General features: G+C 66.3%; 15 protein-coding genes. 9 read left to right on the top strand and 6 right to left on the bottom strand.

Translation table 11 applies throughout. From position 1 onward, the window contains the following. Window positions 1–56 precede the first annotated feature (56 nt). Window positions 57–956, top strand: coding sequence for a LysR substrate-binding domain-containing protein (locus tag LJ754_RS03965; RefSeq protein ID WP_227925577.1), 900 nt, complete (start codon window positions 57–59; stop codon window positions 954–956). Window positions 957–1,187: 231 nt separating this feature from the next. On the opposite strand, the gene LJ754_RS03970 is transcribed toward LJ754_RS03965, so the two are convergent. From LJ754_RS03970 to LJ754_RS03990, 5 genes are all read right to left on the bottom strand, one after another. Beyond that, window positions 1,188–1,664 (bottom strand): hypothetical protein, encoded by a 477-nt coding sequence (locus LJ754_RS03970; RefSeq protein ID WP_227925578.1) that lies wholly within the window; start codon window positions 1,662–1,664, stop codon window positions 1,188–1,190. Between the two features lie 157 nt (window positions 1,665–1,821). Further along, window positions 1,822–2,802, bottom strand: a complete 981-nt coding sequence (locus tag LJ754_RS03975; RefSeq protein ID WP_227925579.1) for a YsnF/AvaK domain-containing protein — start codon at window positions 2,800–2,802, stop codon at window positions 1,822–1,824. Between the two features lie 251 nt (window positions 2,803–3,053). Beyond that, window positions 3,054–4,754, bottom strand: a complete 1,701-nt coding sequence (locus tag LJ754_RS03980) for a long-chain-fatty-acid--CoA ligase (RefSeq protein ID WP_227911849.1) — start codon at window positions 4,752–4,754, stop codon at window positions 3,054–3,056. A gap of 138 nt (window positions 4,755–4,892) precedes the next feature. Beyond that, window positions 4,893–5,849, bottom strand: a complete 957-nt coding sequence (locus LJ754_RS03985; RefSeq protein WP_227925580.1) for an ATP-grasp domain-containing protein — start codon at window positions 5,847–5,849, stop codon at window positions 4,893–4,895. Window positions 5,850–6,291: 442 nt separating this feature from the next. Beyond that, on the bottom strand, window positions 6,292–7,044 hold the full coding sequence (locus tag LJ754_RS03990) for an SDR family NAD(P)-dependent oxidoreductase (RefSeq protein ID WP_227925581.1): 753 nt from the start codon (window positions 7,042–7,044) through the stop codon (window positions 6,292–6,294). A gap of 112 nt (window positions 7,045–7,156) precedes the next feature. On the opposite strand from LJ754_RS03990, the gene LJ754_RS03995 reads away from it, so the two are divergent. The 3 genes from LJ754_RS03995 (at window position 7,157) to LJ754_RS04005 (ending at window position 10,138) form a co-directional block, all read left to right on the top strand. Further along, window positions 7,157–7,861: a phosphoribosyltransferase gene (locus tag LJ754_RS03995; RefSeq protein WP_227925582.1), complete on the top strand. Its 705-nt coding sequence runs from the start codon at window positions 7,157–7,159 to the stop codon at window positions 7,859–7,861. Between the two features lie 159 nt (window positions 7,862–8,020). Next, a complete protein-coding gene (locus tag LJ754_RS04000) occupies window positions 8,021–8,617 on the top strand; it encodes an HdeD family acid-resistance protein (protein WP_227911853.1) in 597 nt (198 codons plus the stop codon). A 234-nt stretch (window positions 8,618–8,851) separates the two neighbouring features. Then, on the top strand, window positions 8,852–10,138 hold the full coding sequence (locus LJ754_RS04005) for an ammonium transporter (protein ID WP_227925584.1): 1,287 nt from the start codon (window positions 8,852–8,854) through the stop codon (window positions 10,136–10,138). A 133-nt stretch (window positions 10,139–10,271) separates the two neighbouring features. On the opposite strand, the gene LJ754_RS04010 is transcribed toward LJ754_RS04005, so the two are convergent. Beyond that, window positions 10,272–12,065 carry a thiamine pyrophosphate-requiring protein gene (locus tag LJ754_RS04010; RefSeq protein ID WP_227925585.1) on the bottom strand — a complete coding sequence of 598 codons (1,794 nt, stop codon included), beginning with the start codon at window positions 12,063–12,065 and terminating at the stop codon, window positions 10,272–10,274. A gap of 198 nt (window positions 12,066–12,263) precedes the next feature. Here LJ754_RS04010 and LJ754_RS04015 point away from each other — a divergent pair, with 198 nt between their 5' ends. The 5 genes from LJ754_RS04015 (at window position 12,264) to LJ754_RS04035 (ending at window position 16,339) form a co-directional block, all read left to right on the top strand. Next, window positions 12,264–12,797: a dihydrofolate reductase family protein gene (locus LJ754_RS04015; protein WP_227925587.1), complete on the top strand. Its 534-nt coding sequence runs from the start codon at window positions 12,264–12,266 to the stop codon at window positions 12,795–12,797. Window positions 12,798–13,027: 230 nt separating this feature from the next. Then, the gene (locus LJ754_RS04020) at window positions 13,028–13,234 is read left to right on the top strand and encodes a hypothetical protein (RefSeq protein WP_227925588.1); all 207 of its coding nucleotides are present in this window, start codon (window positions 13,028–13,030) and stop codon (window positions 13,232–13,234) included. Between the two features lie 125 nt (window positions 13,235–13,359). After that, window positions 13,360–14,139 carry an alpha/beta fold hydrolase gene (locus LJ754_RS04025; RefSeq protein WP_227925589.1) on the top strand — a complete coding sequence of 260 codons (780 nt, stop codon included), beginning with the start codon at window positions 13,360–13,362 and terminating at the stop codon, window positions 14,137–14,139. Between the two features lie 6 nt (window positions 14,140–14,145). Further along, the gene (locus tag LJ754_RS04030) at window positions 14,146–15,708 is read left to right on the top strand and encodes a PAS domain-containing sensor histidine kinase (protein WP_227925590.1); all 1,563 of its coding nucleotides are present in this window, start codon (window positions 14,146–14,148) and stop codon (window positions 15,706–15,708) included. A gap of 139 nt (window positions 15,709–15,847) precedes the next feature. Then, window positions 15,848–16,339 (top strand): GtrA family protein, encoded by a 492-nt coding sequence (locus LJ754_RS04035; RefSeq protein WP_227925592.1) that lies wholly within the window; start codon window positions 15,848–15,850, stop codon window positions 16,337–16,339. Window positions 16,340–16,341 lie beyond the last annotated feature (2 nt).

A 16,341-nucleotide genomic window follows, 5' to 3' on the forward strand; every position in this document is an offset into this window, starting at 1 on the left:
CGATCTTTTCCGACCAATACTGGTCAGCTTTTCTGAACGTTCTACGAGGGGTTCCCGTGCTCGATATCCGCCGGCTGCGGCTTCTGCGTGAATTGAAGGTCCGGGGTACCTTGGCGTCTGTGGCCACCGCCCTGAACTTCAGTCCGTCCTCCGTATCCCAGCAGCTGGCCCTGCTGGAAAAGGAGGTGGGAGTGGAGCTGCTGCGCAAGACCGGCCGCCGGGTGACACTGACGCCGCAGGCGGAAATCTTGGTGGACCACGCCGCCCGCATCCTGGACTCCATGGAAGCGGCCGAGGCAGATCTGGCCGAGTCGCTGACCACGGTTGCCGGCACGGTCCGGGTGGCCGTATTCCAGTCCGCGGCGCTGGCGCTGATGCCGGACGCGCTGACCATCCTGGGCCGGGACTACCCCGAGGTGCGTATTGAAATGACCCAGCGGGAACCGGAAACGGCACTGTATGAAACCTGGGCCCGGGACTTCGACCTGGTGATTGCCGAGCAGTACCCCGGGCACGCCGCTCCGAGGCATCCCGGGCTGGACCGGGAACAGCTGACCACCGACGCCATCCATCTGGCCGTGCCTGCGGAGAACCTGGGCGGGCCGGATATCCGCTCCATTGCCGACACTGCCTCCCTGGCCTGGGTCATGGAGCCGCGGGGTGCAGCTTCCAGGCACTGGGCTGAGCAGGCCTGCCGGCAAGCCGGGTTTGAACCGGATGTGCGGTATGAAACGGCGGACCTGCAGGCGCAGATTCGGCTGATCGAGTCCGGCAACGCCGTCGGGCTGATGCCGGAGCTGGTCTGGACGGGCCGGCCCCCGACCGTGCGGCTGCTGGATTTGCCGGGCAAACCACGGCGGACCATCTTCACTTCGGTGCGTGAGGCCGGCAGCCAGCGTCCGGCCATCCGTGCCTGCCGGGAAGTGCTGGAACGGACGGCCCGGCTGGTGGCGTAGGGGCTTGGGGTGTACTCCTGCCGGTTTGGGATTCTCCTGCCGGTTTGGCATTCTGCTGCCAGTCCAAACCGGCAGGGATTTCCCAAAGTGGCAGCGTTTCCCCAAACCGGCCACATTTCCGGAGACTCCATCGCAGGGGTGGCCGGGATGCGACAGCAGACCTGCACGGATTCCATCCATTGACAGACCGTGAGTGGTGGGCCAGCGCCAACGCCTGGTACAACGCCGGGCTCAGCCCACCTCGTAGGGCGCGCACGTTGCTTGGAGGTCCGCAATGGTGCTTTGCCAGGCGAACATGTCGAAGCTCGATCCGGCAGCCTGGCTTTCGGCCGCAATGATGGCCTTACCCAAGGACGAGACCAGCTCATCCAACTGCACATCCAGGCCCTCCGGCGCGGTGAGGGCGATGCTGCGGATCTGCTTCTCCACTGTGCGGGCGCTTTCTGCCGGCCCGTTGAATCCGTAGGTACCCTCATTGATTCGCACGAAATAGCTGGCCTGGGAAAGCACCCCTTTGCCCTCCGGCCCGAGGAGTTTGCGGCAGGACTGCTCCAGTGAATCCTTTGCCGACGCCGTCGGAGTGGCGGAAGGCGCGGGGGTAGCGGAAGGCGCTGCCGGTGCCGCGGCGGGTTCGGTTTCCGGACCTGCCGCACTGCAACCGGTGGTGAGCATCAGGGCAAGGGCCGCAATGGCGGCGGTTTTTCGCATGGTTCCCCCGGGAATCGAAGACAGTTGCCCCACCCTAGCGGGTAACAACGGGGACGGGGAACCTTCCGACGTGCCGCCTGGAGCCGCAACGAAACGGCGGGCCCCGGAAAACCCGGGACCCGCCGTCGTCGTGCGTACTAAATTGCTGTGCCGGATGCTAGCGGCCGCGGCCGGACCCGGAACCCGAGCCCGAGCTGCCGCCCGACCCGGACCCGCCGGACCCGGACCCGCCGGACCCGGACCCGCCCGACTTCCCGCGCCGGATGTCGCTGTCGTTGACGTCCGTGTCGATCTGCTCCTTGCGGACCTCTTCGGAAACGCTCTCGGTATCAGTAACGGTCTCGGTGTCCAGCCGTACCCGCTCCACCGGCTCGGTGTGCTTGGACACCACCGGCTCCTCGGCGTGCAGGGTCACCTCGTGCTCGTCCTCGGTGAGTTCGGCACCGGAGAGGGCATCGCCCGCGTTGGCGTCCGTGATGGGCTCGCGCTCAATCCGGACTTCCTCGTGGCTGACCGGCACCTGCTGGGTGACGGTCTCGGTAACGATGTACTTGCGCAGCCGGGCCTTGCCTACCGCACGGTTTTCGGTGCCGACGTTCAGCCGCTCCTCGGACCGGGTCATGGCATCGTCGATGTTTGCACCCGACCGCGAGTGGTCCGACAGGTTGGACGTGCCCGACCCGGTGGATGTACCGGCGGTGCGCTCATCCGAAACCAGGCCGGCGTCGGCGTCCCTCATGTCGGCGTCCCTCATGCCGCTGGTTCCGCTGTCCGTGGTGATGGTGTCCGTCTCGCTGAAGGACTCGGTGGAACCGTCGTCGTAACTGAACCCGTAGTAGCGGTACAGCGTGACTTCTTCTTCGGGGCTGATCGAACCGTCGCTTTCGATCTGCGGCGCGTTCTTGACCTCTTCCTTGGAATAGGGCACCAGGACGTCAACGCCCTCAACGGTTGCCTCGCTCAGGGGAATGAACGTTTCAGACGTGCCGAAAAGGCCGGTGTTGACCGTGACCCATGCCGGTTCGTCGGTCTGGTCATCCAGGTAGAAGGTGCCGACGGAACCGATCCTGTCACCATTCGGGCCCAGTACGTTGCCCGAACCGGTCATAAGTCCTTCGACCTGCTGATTCGTGATCATCTTGTTCTCCTCGCGACAGCGAATCCGCCGAGTCGGTTGACCGGCGGTAATTCACCCCCGGCCGGTGGAGGAAAACAGCGAAGCGGTCGGTTTCCGCCTGCAGCTCCGGGTGGCCGGTTGGTTGACTTGTGAGTGACCTGGCACACATACCAAGCCCACTTACAATTCCAGCCCCTCAGCCGGAGAACCGTCAATAGGTACCCGAAGCGCGAGGCGTAAACCTCTTGCCCCCGCGAAAACGATGATGGAAGCTAGGCGTCCTGCAGCAGGGAGTCCCGCACCTGGCGCCGGAGCACCTTGCCCAGCATGGACTTGGGCAGTTCGTCGATGGCGACAATCTTCCGCGGCACCTTGTAAGGGGTGAGCCGCTCCCGGCAGTAGGCGCGCAGCGCGGCCTCATCCAGCTCGGCACCTTCCTGCAGGACGACGGCGGCCACTACCTGCTCGCCGCCGTCTGCCCGGGGCAAGCCCACCACGGCGGCGTCGAGGATGTACTGCTGGGTGCGCAGCACGTCCTCCACCTCGGTGGGGGAAACGTTGAAGCCGCCGGTGATGATCAGTTCCTTGCGCCGATCCACCACCTTCACAAAGCCGTCTTCATCCACGGTGACAATGTCGCCGGTGCGCAGCCAGCCGCCGTCGAGCAGCACCTCCGCGGTGCCCTCCGGGTTGTTCCAGTAGCCGGCGAAGACCTGCGGACCGCGGACCAGCAGTTCGCCCGCAGCTCCGGGCTCGACGTCGTTTTCCGGCGCCTCGGGGTCCACTACCCGCATTTCGGTGCTCGGGAACGGCACACCGATGGTGCCGTTGCGCCGCGATTCGGCGAACGGATTGCCCAGTGCCACCGGTGAGGATTCGGTGAGGCCGTAGCCTTCCACCAGCAGTCCGCCGGAGACCTCTTCCCACAGCTTGACCGTGGCGGCCGGCAGGGTCATGGCGCCGGAGATCGCGTAGCGGATGGTCGACAGGTCCACGCCGCGCTTCTTCGATTCGGTGGCGGTTTTCTCGTAGATCGGCGGCACGGCGCAGAAGACGGTGGGGCGGGACTTCTTCGCTGCCGTCAGCACCAGGTCCACGTCGAACTTGGGGAACAGCACCAGCCGGGAGCCGGTGAGCACCGAGAAGGTCAGGTACAGGGTCAGGCCGAAGGCATGGAACATCGGCAGCACGCCGTAAATAACTTCCTTGCCCTCCTGCGCGCCGTGCATCCAGGCCTTGCCCTGCAGGGCGTTGGAACGCAGGTTGTAGTGCGTGAGCATGACGCCCTTGGGAGCGCCGGTGGTGCCGGAGGTGTACTGCAGCGCGGCCAGGTCGGTGACCTGCGGGCGCGGGTGGTCCTGCGCCAGCGGGGCGTTGTCCAGCAGGTCTTCCCACGAGGTGGTGCGCTCGGTCTTGGCGGTCAGTCCCTCGCGGGTGCGCCGGACGGAGGGCAGCGGCAGGGTCAGGGCGATGCGCTTCAGGCGCGGCATGGCCTTGGTGATGTTCACGGCCACGATGGTTTCCACGGCAACGTCGCCGGGGAAGTCCTGGACCTTCTCCACTGCCTTGTCCCACACGATGGCAACCTTGGCACCGTGGTTCTCGAACTGGTGGCGGAGTTCGCGCTCCGTGTACAGCGGGTTGTGCCCGACGACGACGGCGCCCAGCCGCAGCACGGCGTAGAACGCGATGAGGTACTGCGGGCAGTTGGGCAGAATGATGGCCACCCGGTGGCCCTTGCGCACTCCCAGCCGGCGCAGTCCCTCGGCTGCACGGTTGATCCGGTCCCCCAGATCCTTATAGGTGGTCTCGGCGCCGAAGAACTCCAATGCCACCTTGCTGCCGAAGCGTTCTACAGCTTCTTCCATCATTGCGGTGAGGGATTCCGTGGGCAGTTCAATCTGCGCCGGAACACCGCTCTGATAGTTCTTGACCCACAGGGGTTCAGAGGCACGCTCAGCGGCGACGGACATGGAGTTGCTCCTTAAGTTGGCTAAAACTGACTATAGCGAGGCCTCGCTTCCACCGATAAATAACGAGGTCCAAACCACGCCGGTTCCGTCCCGCCGCCGAGGTGTGGGGGAACAGTCAACGGGTCCAAGCGGACGCAGCTAGTCGGTCAGGGACGCCAGGTAGCGGGCCAGCGCGCGCGGTGCCGACCGCGGGGCAACGGCCTCCACTGCGGCGTTGTAGTTGGTGTTGGTATTCACGTCGTAGGTCAGCAGCCGGCCGTCGGCAGCTTCAATGAACTCGATCCCGCACACCTCCAGCCCGTTGCGGCGGGCAAACTCCAGGTACTTCCCGATCACTGGGGAGTCGAAGTCCTTCCGCAGGCTGAACAGCTGCGTGTCGGCGTCCGGGGCAATGGTGGCGCCCGGCGGCATGATGGGCCTCCCGGTGGCCGGGTCAATGGCGCAGGCGTCGGCCGGGCAGAGCTGGAAGCCGCCCCGGGCGGTGTCCGCCTTGATCGCATAAATGAACTCCCCGCCCACAATTTCAACGCGGGTGATAAACGGTTCGGCAGCGGAAATGTACTCCTGCACCAGGGTGATTCCGTCCGCCGGTTCCTCGAACTCCGCTGACGCCACGTAGTCCGCCAGCTCACCGTGGGACTCGAACTTCCGCACGCCCAGGCCCTTGCCGCCCTGATTGTGCTTGACGATGAAAGGGGTCTCGAACTCCTTGGCCGCCGCCACGATCTGGTGGCGTCCGACGGCGGCAACGGTGCGCGGGGTGTCGACGCCGGCAGCCCGCAGGGCGGTCAGCTGGTCCACCTTGCTCATTTCCAGTTCCAGGACCCGGCGGCCGTTTACGGTCCGCCGGCCGTGCGCCTGAAGCCAGGACAGCACGGCCCGGGCATAGTCCTTGGACAATCCGTGGTCCCGCGTATGGGACGACGCACTGATCCGCGACCAGAAAATTCCCTCCGGCGGGACCGCATCCAGGTCCAGCACACCGTCGGTCAGCAGCCATTCCTCCACATGGACGCCCTCGGCCTCGAAGGCCCGGGCGAAGGGCGGAAACCATTCAGGGTTCTCGTGCAGCGCGTAAATCGTGGGGGTGCTCATGGGACTCGCTTTCGCCGTGGGGAACAGCCGTGGGGAACAGCATCCCGGGTCCGGGTCACGCCTGGCCGGGGCGGCGCGGGAACCGCACAGTCACCCTAGGCCCGTGGCCGGGCAACGGCCAGCCCGCATGACGTCCCGAGTCACAGGCGCTGGCCGGTCTGGGTGGGTGTCCCGCCCCGCCTTTCCTGCCGCATCCAATTTCCCACGAAGTGTTACTGCTGCGCCGCGTGGGGAAACACCCGTCCCACCAGCACCAGAGCGTGGGAAAACCGCTTCCCCAACACCGGCCCACCCAACGAAAAGGCAAAAATTACCGATTTCCGGCCGAAAACCGGTAATTTTTGCCTTTTCGAGCTGCCAGACCAAACGACCCCAGGCCCAGCCGACCCCCAGCCCCCAGCCGACCCCCCGCCCCGCTCCGCGCGTCGTCGTCCGCTTCCCGTTACCGACCCCGGCCGGCGATCCGGGCCACCGTCCCCTGCGGGGCGAGACCGCTGACCGCGGCGAGCGCCCGGTACCGCTTGGACGGAATCGACACTCCCTTGCCGGCAAAGGCTGCGGCCAGCCCCTCCCGCACCACGCGTTCGGGCTGCAGCCACATCCAGCCTGGGTAGACCGTCTTGTCCATCTGCATGCGCTGGTGGAATTCGGTGTGCACAAACCCCGGGCATACCGCCGTCACGGTGATCCCGCGGTCCTTGTAGTAAATGTTGGCCCAGCGGCTGAAGTTGATGACCCAGGCCTTCGCGGCGCTGTACGTTCCCCGCGGCAGGAAGCCGGCCAGCGAGGCCACGTTGATGATTCGTCCGCCCCCGCCGGCCTGCATGCTGTTCAGCGCGGCGTGGGTCAGCTTCAGCGGTGCGGTGACCAGCACATTGAGGTGGTCCACTTCGGCGTCCAAGCTGTTGTGCGCGAAATCGTTCTTCAGTCCGTAGCCGGCGTTGTTCACCAGCACGCGCACGTCCGGTTCCCGCACACGCGCGGCGACCGCGGCCACGCCGTCGTCGGTGGACAGGTCGGCGCCGAGGTACTCGGTTTTGACGGAGTACCGCCGGGCCAGTTCAGCGGCGGAGGCCTCCAGCCGTTCGGTGTTCCGTCCGGTCAGCACGAGGTTGTAGCCCCGCTCGGCCAGTTGGCGGGCGAACTCGGCCCCGATACCCGATGTTGCTCCTGTAATTACTGCGGTCTGCGTCATACCGGCCACTTTGCTATGCCCGGCGCGGCTTTGGCAACGAGGGCCCCTACCGGCCGGCTGCGTCCGCGCCTAGCGTGAAAGGACCATCCCCTTTTCCGGAAAATGGCTGGTTATGCCGGATCCCCCTCAGCAGCACAATCCCCGCCCGGGCTGGCAGGACCGGGCCGACGCCGGACGCCAGCTCGCCGCGGCGCTGGCCGGGTATGCGGGCAGCACGGATCTGCTGGTGCTGGGACTGCCGCGCGGCGGGGTCCCGGTGGCAGCCGAAGTGGCCCGCAGCCTGGGAGCCGCCCTGGACGTGGTGGTGGTGCGCAAGGTCGGATATCCGCCGCAGCCGGAGCTGGCGGCCGGAGCGGTGGCGGGAATTGCGGGGGTGACCAGCATGGTGCGCAACGAGGATGTCCTGGCGTACTGGCGGACCCGCGATCCGGAGGCCGAGGCGCTGTTCGACGCAGCTTCGGGCGAGCAGCTGGCCGAGGTGAGGCGGCGGGAGGAGCTGTTCCGGCAGGGTGCCCCGCCCCGCCGGCTGCGGGGCAGCACGGTCATTGTGGTGGATGACGGCATCGCCACCGGGGCCACCATGCGCGCCGCGCTGGGCGCCGTGCGGCAGCTGGACCCTGCCCGGCTGGTGGCTGCGGCGCCGATGTCCTGCGGCGGTGCCGCAGAGCTGCCCGCATTCGGGGCCGACGACGTCGTGGTGCCGTGGGCGCCCAGCGGACTGCCCGCCGTCGGACTTGCCTACCGCTCCTTCCCGCAGACCACCGACGCGCAGGTGCGCGAACTGCTTGGCATGCCAGGGGCACCGCGCCTGTCCTGACTATCCCAATAAAGAGGGCATGGCCGCCGTCGCCGGCATGATCCGGGCCGTGCTGACCGGTTCCGACAGCCTTCCCTAGAGAAAGGCGCGGCCCGCGGCAGATACTGGACAGGCCGGTATTTGCCGGAGCCGCTTGGGGGAAACTCTCAGGAGGTCTTGATGTCCACATCAGGCAGCGCTTTCCATCAAGAGGGCGGGTTCGCGTTGGACGCCCTCACCCTGGCCAAATCCGCTATCCGCGGGATCCGCCTCGGACTGGCAACCATCGGGGTGGTCTCGGTGGTCCTGGGCCTGCTGGTCCTGTTCTGGCCCGGGGCAACCCTTGAGGTCCTGGCCGTCCTCTTTGGCCTCTACTTTGTGGTGGCCGGCGCCATCCGCATCCTGCTGGGCGTCTTCACCGGACTGGGCCCGGGGCTGAAGATCCTGAACATCCTGGTGGGGCTGGCCCTGGTGGCCGTGGGTGTGATCGCCATCCGCAATCCCGCTGCATCCCTGACCGCGCTGGCCCTGGTCATAGGTATTGCCTGGATTGTGGAAGGCGTTATGAGCCTGGCCGAGTCCGACCGCGGGGGCTCCCGCTGGTTCGCCATTGTGCTCGGTGTCCTGAGCATCCTCGCCGGTATTGTGGTCCTCTTTATCCCGGTGGAATCCCTGGCTGTCCTGGTGATCTACGGAGGGATCTTCCTGGTGGTGCTGGGCATCATCCAGATTGTCCGGGCCTTCACCTTCGGCCGCGGCATGCCCCGCAACGCCTGACGTTCAGCAAGCTCCCAGCAGGTGCCCAGCCAGCGTTAACACAGCGCTAACCCGGCGGCGCTCCCGTTCGTAACATCCCGGCACCACCATGGAACCAGTGCCCCGCATCCACCGGGGGCGCCGGTCAGTACCGGGGGGCTGATCCGTCCATCATCCCCCGCCCGGCTGTTGCCCGGCCCTGTTGACGCAGCGCCCATGCAGACCCGGGCCCCCGACCCGAACGGGAGTACCTCCATGGACTCTGGAAACACGGCCTGGCTGCTGGCCAGTTCGGCACTGGTCTGCCTGATGATCCCCGGGATCGCCTTTTTCTACGGCGGCATGGTGGGTTCACGGCGGATCCTGAACATGATGATGATGTGCTTCGGCGGAGCCAGCCTGGTCGCCGTCCTATGGGTGCTGTATGGGTATTCCGCAGCGTTTGGCGATTCGCTCGGGGGCCTGGGCCTGCTGGGTAACCCGGCAGAGTTCTTCGGCCTTTCCTCGCTGCTCACCGAGGACCCGGCAGCGTCCATTCCCCTGGCGCTGTTTGCCGCCTTCCAGCTGATGTTCGCCTGCGTCACCACCGCCCTGGTGGCCGGTTCCGCCGCCGGCCGGATGAAGTTCGGTGCGTGGATGGTCTTTGCCGGACTATGGGCCACATTGGTTTACTTCCCCCTCGCGCACTGGGTCTTCGCCTTCGACAACGAGGACGGCACCGTGGTGGGCGGCTGGATCGCCAACCAGCTGGGCGCCATCGACTTTGCCGGCGGCACCGCCGTGCACCTGAACGCCGGGGTGGCCGCCCTGGCCCTGGCCCTGGTCCTGGGCCGCAGCAAGGGCTGGCCGCACAGCCACGGCCAGCCGCACAGCCGCCCGCTGATCCTGTTGGGGGCCAGCCTGCTGTGGATCGGTTGGTACGGCTTCAACGCCGGATCTGCCCTAAGCGCCGGACATTCCGCCGCGGTTGTATTCCTTAATACTGCCGTCGCGGCCGCCGCGGGACTGCTCGGCTGGGCCCTGATGGAACGCATGCGGTTGGGCCGGTCCTCCAGCCTGGGCGCGGCGTCGGGCCTGATCGCAGCGCTGGTGGCCATCACCCCGGCCTGCGGCGCGGTCAGCCCGCTGGGCGCCGTGGCCATCGGTGCTATTGCGGGACTGGTCTGCTCGCTGGCCATCGAGCTGAAGTTCCGGCTCGGCTTTGACGACTCCCTGGACGTGGTGGGTGTCCACGCTGTCGGCGGCCTGCTCGGCACCCTGCTGATCGGCCTGTTCGCCACGGACGCCGCCCCCAACGGGGTCAGCGGCCTGTTCTACGGCGGCGGTTTCTCGCTCCTGGGCATCCAGGCGGTGGCCTGCCTCGCGGTGCTGGCCTATTCGTTCGCGGTCACGTGGCTTATTGCCAAGGTGCTGCAGCTGACCATTGGCCTGCGCATCCCGGAGGAGAGCGAGCTCAAGGGCATTGACCTGATTGCCCACTCCGAATCCGCCTACCTCAATGACGAAGAACCCGTGGAACTCGGCGCGCCGACCCGCTCCTAGCCCCCTCGAAGGCAGGTCCGGTCCGCCGAAAGGAGGAACGGGCGCACCCCGCCGGGGTGCGCCCGTTCCGTTATCGGGGCCTTCGCAGCAACGGGCTCAGCAACGGGCGGAGCGCCGGGCCTAGCGCCAGGCCTCAGAGGTCCCCGTACAAGCCCTCTTCCTGGGCCAGGTAGATTTCCAGCATCCGGCGGGAGTGTTCACCGGCGGCGCCTTCCTGGTCCAGTCCGTCCTTCATGGTTTCCGCCTGCGCCGCACCGGCCGGGAAGGGCGGCAGCAGCGGCACGGCTGGATCGGTGACAACCTCGATCAGGAACGGCCGCTTGGCCGCGAGCGCCACGTCCCAGGCTTCTCCCAGCAGTTCCGGATCCTCCACCCGGATGCTTTCCAGGCCGAGCAGCTTCGCGTATTCGGCGTATTTGAAGTCCGGCAGCGACTGGCTGTCCTCAAACCGCGGGTCGCCCTCCATTTCACGCTGCTCCCAGGTCACCTCGGCCAGCTCCCGGTTGTTCAGCACGCAGATGACAAACCGCGGGTCCTCCCACTTCTGCCATAGCCTGCTCAGGGTGATCAGTTCGGCCACCCCGGCCATCTGCATGGCACCGTCACCGGAGAGCGCCACCACGGGACGGTCCGGGGCAGCGAGCTTGGCGGCCAGGCCGTACGGCACCGCACAGCCCATGCTTGCCAAGGTGCTGGAGAGGTGCGCCGGCACGCCTTCGGGAAGCTGCAGGTGCCGGGCGTACCAGTAGACCGAACTGCCGACGTCGACCGCCACCTGCGCGTTGGCCGGCAGCCGCCGGTTCAGCTCATAGACCACACGTTCGGGGTTCACTGGGTCCGCTTCGGTCATGGCGCGGACGCGGGCCAGTTCGTGCCAGCGGCGTACGCTTTCCTCCACCTTGCCGCGCCACGGTGCGTTGGGTTTGGCGTCCAGCAGCGGAAGCAGGGCATCCAGTGTTGGACCGGCGTCTCCGGTGATGCCTACCTCCACCGGATAGCGGTTGCCGATGGCCGAGGCGTCCCGGTCAATCTGCACGGCGCGGGCGGATCCGGGCGTCGGATAGAACTCGGTCCACGGGTCATTGGAGCCGATGATCAGCAGCGTGTCGCAGTTGTCCAGCACGTACCCTGCGGAGGCGGTGCCCAGATGGCCCATGGTGCCGGCAGCCAGCGGCGCGGTTTCATCCACGTACGGCTTGCCCAGCAGGCTGGTGGTGATGCCGGCGCCTATCTTTTCGGCCAGGTCAGCCACCTGGGCGCGGGCATGCCGGGCGCCCTGCCCCACCAGCAGCGCCACCTTTTCTCCAGCATTGATCAGGTCCGCGGCGGCGCGCACATCCGCTTCGAGCGGCTGGATGCGGGCCGGGCGGAACACCGGGACGGTGTCCAGGATGCCGTGCTCCTGCTCCAGTTCCGGCGCCGGCGCCTGCTGCACGTCATGCGGAATGATGACGACGGCGGGGGTACCGGTGGCCAGTGCCTTCTTGAAGGCGCGGTCCAGCACCAGCGGAACCTGTTCGGGGGAATTGATCTGCTGCCGGAAGGCCGAGGCCACGTCCCGGGTCAGGTTCATCAGGTCCACCTCCTGCATGTAGGAGGACCCCAGGACGCTGCGGGACTGCTGGCCGACAATGGCCACCACGGGCACCCCGTCCAGCCGGGCGTCGTACAGTCCGTTGAGCAGATGGATGGCCCCCGGCCCCTGGGTGGACATCACCACGCCCACGCCGCCGGTGTACTTGGCGTGCCCCACGGCCATAAAGGCGGCGTTTTCCTCATGCCGGACCTGGATGAACTCGGGGTCCCCGCTGCGGCGCATGGCTCCCAGCACGGTGTTGATGCCGTCTCCGCTGTACCCGAACACCCGCTGGACGTCCCAGGCCTTCAACCGGTCGACAATCAGGTCAGCTACGAGCCGCTCGCTCATATGTTCTTCCTTCCGCGTCCCGCCCGGTGCCGTCCGCCGGCCGGATCCAAAATAGTCAGGCTGCTTATGGTGCGTGCTTCTCAACCTATCCCAGAAGCTGGCGGAGCGCGCCGGAAGGCGGGCGCAATCCGGTGCCCGGGGCTACCGTTTGGGACCGTCCACTGCCCGGCACTGCGGGGGCGCCGGTAGTCTTTCGGCATGCCCAAGGTCATCTATTACGTCGCCTCGTCCCTGGATGGCTTCATCGCTACCGAGGACAACAGCCTGGACTGGCTGCTGCAGTTCGGTTTCGAAGCGTTCCAGGCGCACTATGACCGGTTCATTGCCGGCGTGGGGGCGGTGGTGATGGGCGGGGAAACCTACCGCTGGCTGCGCACGGAGGAACCGGACAACTGGTCCTACCGGCAGCCGTGCTGGGTGCTCACCAGCCGGGAAGAGTCCGCTCCCCCGCAGGCCGACGTGCGGTTCGCGTCCGGCGACGTGCGCGAGGTGCTTGCCGCAGCCCGGGATGCTGCCGGTGAACGCGACGTCTGGGTGGTGGGCGGCGGCAATGTGGCCGCCCAGTTTGCCGACGCCGGACTGCTGGACGAACTGTGGGTGACCTACATGCCCGTTGCCCTGGGCAACGGCCGGCGGCTGCTGCCGGTGGACGGGCCCACTCCGCCCATGCACCTGGTGGCCACCACGCAGTTCAACGGCGGAGCGGCTGAACTCCGCTTTGCCGTGGGCTAAGGAGCAGGATCGCAGCAGCAATTGAGGCCGCCTGCCTCCAGTACCAAAAACAGGAATTCCCGTGTTTTGCGCAATTCGAATTACGCACCTCCGTGCCACCATGGCAGCATGCCGGCCCGGACCTTTCCCTTTTCCCCGCACACTGCCACCGCGCTCGAGGTGGGCGACATTGTTCCCGTACAGTCGCCGTCGGGCGCCTGGGCATGTTTGCAGGTGGTGGAAGCCTGCAGGTGACCGGGAATGCGCAGCCCAACGACGCCGGGCAGGAACGCTGGTACGGGCCCGGCTACGTCGGAAAAACCACGAGCGTGTGGGGATGGATAGCCACCATCCGGGTTGCCCGGGAAGCCGCGGATAACAAGTGGCCTGAAGATCGGAAATCCCCGGCGGAGCTGCACGCTAAACGCATTTCCGAACGGAACCAATATGGCGTCTAAAGCTGCCGGGAACCTGTAAAGTGTGCAGTTGAATCCGCTGTGGGGCAGGGGCGGACATTGCATCAGAAGAAAAGCAGGCGCAAACGTACATGACAACTGATATCCGCACTCGGAACAATGTTCGAGTGCTGGGACGCGCCGACGGCCCGGTACTGCTTTTCGCCCACGGATTCGGCTGCGACCAGGGCATGTGGGAGGGCGTTCTTCCCCGCTTCACGGATGAGTACAAAGTGGTTGTCTTCGACCACGTGGGCGCCGGCAATTCCGATGCCGCTGCTTATTCTCCGGCCAAGTACTCCAGCCTGAACGGCTATGTGGATGACGTCCTGGAACTGTGCGAGGAACTGGACCTGCAGGACGTCACGTTTATCGGCCACAGCGTAAGCGCCATGATGGCTATTGCTGCCGCCGCCGCAGCACCCGCACGGCTGGGCCGGGTCGTTCTCGTGGCCCCGTCCCCCAGTTACATGGACCACCCGGAGGAAGGCTATGAAGGCGGCTTCAGCCGGGCCGACCTCGATGATCTGCTGGAGTCCCTGGACGCCAACTACCTGGTCTGGGCGGCAAACATGGCGCCGGTCATTATGGGCAACCCGGAAACTCCCGCCCTCGGCGCCAAGCTGGAGGGCAGCTTCTGCCGGGTGAACCCAACCATCGCCCGCCAGTTCGCCCGGGTGGCGTTCCTCTCCGACGTCCGCCACCTCCTGGCCCGGGTTGCCGTTCCGGCCCTGATCATGCAGGCCTCCTCGGACCTGCTCTGCCCCGAGCACGTGGGCCGGTACCTCCGTGACGGGATGCCGCAGAGCACCCTGGTGCAGATGAAGGCCACCGGGCACCTTCCCCACGTCAGCGCCCCCGACGAGACCGCAGACATCATCCTCGACTTCCTCCAGCAGCCAAAGTAGCCCGCGGTGGACCGGCTTTTCCCGCTCGACTACGAGGAACTGTTCAACAACGCACCCGCCGGGCACATCCTCACCCTGGAAGACGGCACCGTGGTGTCCGCCAACGCCATGGTGCTCAAATGGATCGGTAAATCCATTGAGGAGCTGCGCGGCACCAGCCTGCTGAAGCTGCTGCCGGTGGGTGACCGGATTGTCTACACCACGCACGCCATGCCCCAGCTGGGGATGAACAAGGCGTTCGCGGAACTCGCCGTCGACCTCATGGGACCCGGAGGCCAGCGCATTCCGGTACTGCTTTCCGCCACCCGCACGCCGGCAGCCGGCGACCGGCCCGCCCTTGACCAGATTGTCGCGTTTTACGCGCACGAGCGCCGGTTGTACGAACGGGACCTGATCTCGGCGCTGCGCACGGCTGAGGACGCCGAGTCTGCCCGTGCTGCGGCGGAAGCGAGCCTTACCGCCCAGGCCGTGGTGCTGCAGGAAAAGGACGTGGTGCTGCAGGCTTCGCTGCTGGAGAGCCTGCGCAAGGAATCCATGCTGGAGACCATCCTGGACACGGTCCGGGTGGGTGTGGTGGTTATTGACGAGGACGGACGGCGGATCCTGACCAACTCGCGCCAGCGCCTGCATGAGCGTTTGGCCGCCCCCTACTTCACCAAGCGTCCCACCGAGGGCGAAATGCTGATTTTCGGCCCCGACCGCTCTACGCCGGTCCCGCTGGAGCAGCGTCCGGTGCAGCGCGCGGGCCGCGGACAGTCCTTCTCGGACCAGCTGGTCTGGTACGGCGAGGGCGAGGAACAGAAGGCCCTGAGCGTATCTGCCCGGTCCATGAAGGGCGACGACGACGCGTTCCGGGGCTCGGTGATCGCCTACAGCGATGTCACCGGCCTGGTCAACGCCGTGGCAGCCAAGGACGACTTCGTGGCCAACGTTTCACACGAGCTGCGTACCCCGCTGACTTCGATCATGGGTTACCTGGAGCTGGCGCTGGACGAAGAAGATTCCATTCCGTCCTATGTGGCGTCATCCCTGAAGGTCGCCCAGCGGAACTCGGAGAAGCTCCTGCATCTGGTTTCCGACCTGCTTTCCGCCGCTGCGGGGTCCACCAGCGTGGAGCAGGAAGTCACCGACCTCAGCGAACTGATCCGCTCCTGCATCACTTCCGCCGAGCCGCGGGCTGAAATCAACGCCGTCGAGCTGATCGCCCAGGTCCCGGAGTCCCTGCCGGCCATGGTGGATCCCAAGCGCATCTCGCAGGTGCTGGACAACCTGCTCTCCAACGCGGTCAAGTACTCGCCCGACGGCGGCCAGGTGACGATCCGCGCCTGGCGCACTGACGCGGGCGCCACCATTTTGCAGGTGGCCGACTGCGGCATCGGCATGACCGAAGCCGAGCAGGCGGAGGTATTTACCAAATTCTTCCGCTCCGGCACCGCCCGCCGCGCGCAGATCCCCGGCGTGGGGCTGGGTCTGGTCATCACCAAGCGCATTGTGGAGGAGCACGGGGGCACCATCGCCATGGAGAGCGAAGCCGGCAAGGGAACTGTCTTTACGGTCACACTGCCCTGATTCCGCTTGCGTTTGACCCGATTTTGCGGCCAAATGCACGGTGTGCAATCATCCGAAGGTAAAAGTCCCACACCTGCGTGATTGCACGGCTTGGGCAGGAAGCTGCGTCCCGGTGCGAACGCGTTGAACGGATTCGGTAATGGCTAAAACCAACAAGGTGCGCGCGATCGCCCGCCGCCTCGGCTCCTTCTCGGCTGTGGGAGCCGTGGCCTTCGTGGTGGATGTGAGTTTGTTCAACATCCTCTCCTCCACCCTGATCCAGGACAGCCCCATCCTGGCCAAGACCATTTCCGTCCTGGCAGCGACCACCGTCTCCTGGCTGGGCAGCCGCTACATCACCTTCCGCAAGCTGCGCACCCGCAGCATCCGCACCGAATCCCTGCTTTTCGGCCTGACGAACCTGGTGGGCCTGTTCATCGCCACCGGCTGCCTGTACGTCTCCCACTACGTCCTGGGCTACCGCAGCCAGTTCGCGGACAACATCTCCGGCAACATCGTCGGCATAGCCTTGGGCAACATCTTCCGGTACTTCGCCTACCGCTACGTGGTGTTCAACGGACCCAGCGACCACGCGGATGCTTCCCGGCCGGAGCCCGAAAGCGCGGAACCGGAAAGCACCCGCGCGGCCTAGTC

The organism is Arthrobacter sp. zg-Y40, from assembly GCF_020731535.1.
Lineage (GTDB): Bacteria > Actinomycetota > Actinomycetes > Actinomycetales > Micrococcaceae > Arthrobacter_B.

Coding starts and splice junctions, on each gene's coding strand:
- LJ754_RS03970 (WP_227925578.1), bottom strand. CDS start 1,664: ATGCGAAAAACCGCCGCCATTGCGGCCCTTGCCCTGATGCTCACCACC.
- LJ754_RS03975 (WP_227925579.1), bottom strand. CDS start 2,802: ATGATCACGAATCAGCAGGTCGAAGGACTTATGACCGGTTCGGGCAAC.
- LJ754_RS03980 (WP_227911849.1), bottom strand. CDS start 4,754: ATGTCCGTCGCCGCTGAGCGTGCCTCTGAACCCCTGTGGGTCAAGAAC.
- LJ754_RS03985 (WP_227925580.1), bottom strand. CDS start 5,849: ATGAGCACCCCCACGATTTACGCGCTGCACGAGAACCCTGAATGGTTT.
- LJ754_RS03990 (WP_227925581.1), bottom strand. CDS start 7,044: ATGACGCAGACCGCAGTAATTACAGGAGCAACATCGGGTATCGGGGCC.
- LJ754_RS03995 (WP_227925582.1), top strand. CDS start 7,157: ATGCCGGATCCCCCTCAGCAGCACAATCCCCGCCCGGGCTGGCAGGAC.
- LJ754_RS04000 (WP_227911853.1), top strand. CDS start 8,021: ATGTCCACATCAGGCAGCGCTTTCCATCAAGAGGGCGGGTTCGCGTTG.
- LJ754_RS04005 (WP_227925584.1), top strand. CDS start 8,852: ATGGACTCTGGAAACACGGCCTGGCTGCTGGCCAGTTCGGCACTGGTC.
- LJ754_RS04010 (WP_227925585.1), bottom strand. CDS start 12,065: ATGAGCGAGCGGCTCGTAGCTGACCTGATTGTCGACCGGTTGAAGGCC.
- LJ754_RS04015 (WP_227925587.1), top strand. CDS start 12,264: ATGCCCAAGGTCATCTATTACGTCGCCTCGTCCCTGGATGGCTTCATC.
- LJ754_RS04035 (WP_227925592.1), top strand. CDS start 15,848: ATGGCTAAAACCAACAAGGTGCGCGCGATCGCCCGCCGCCTCGGCTCC.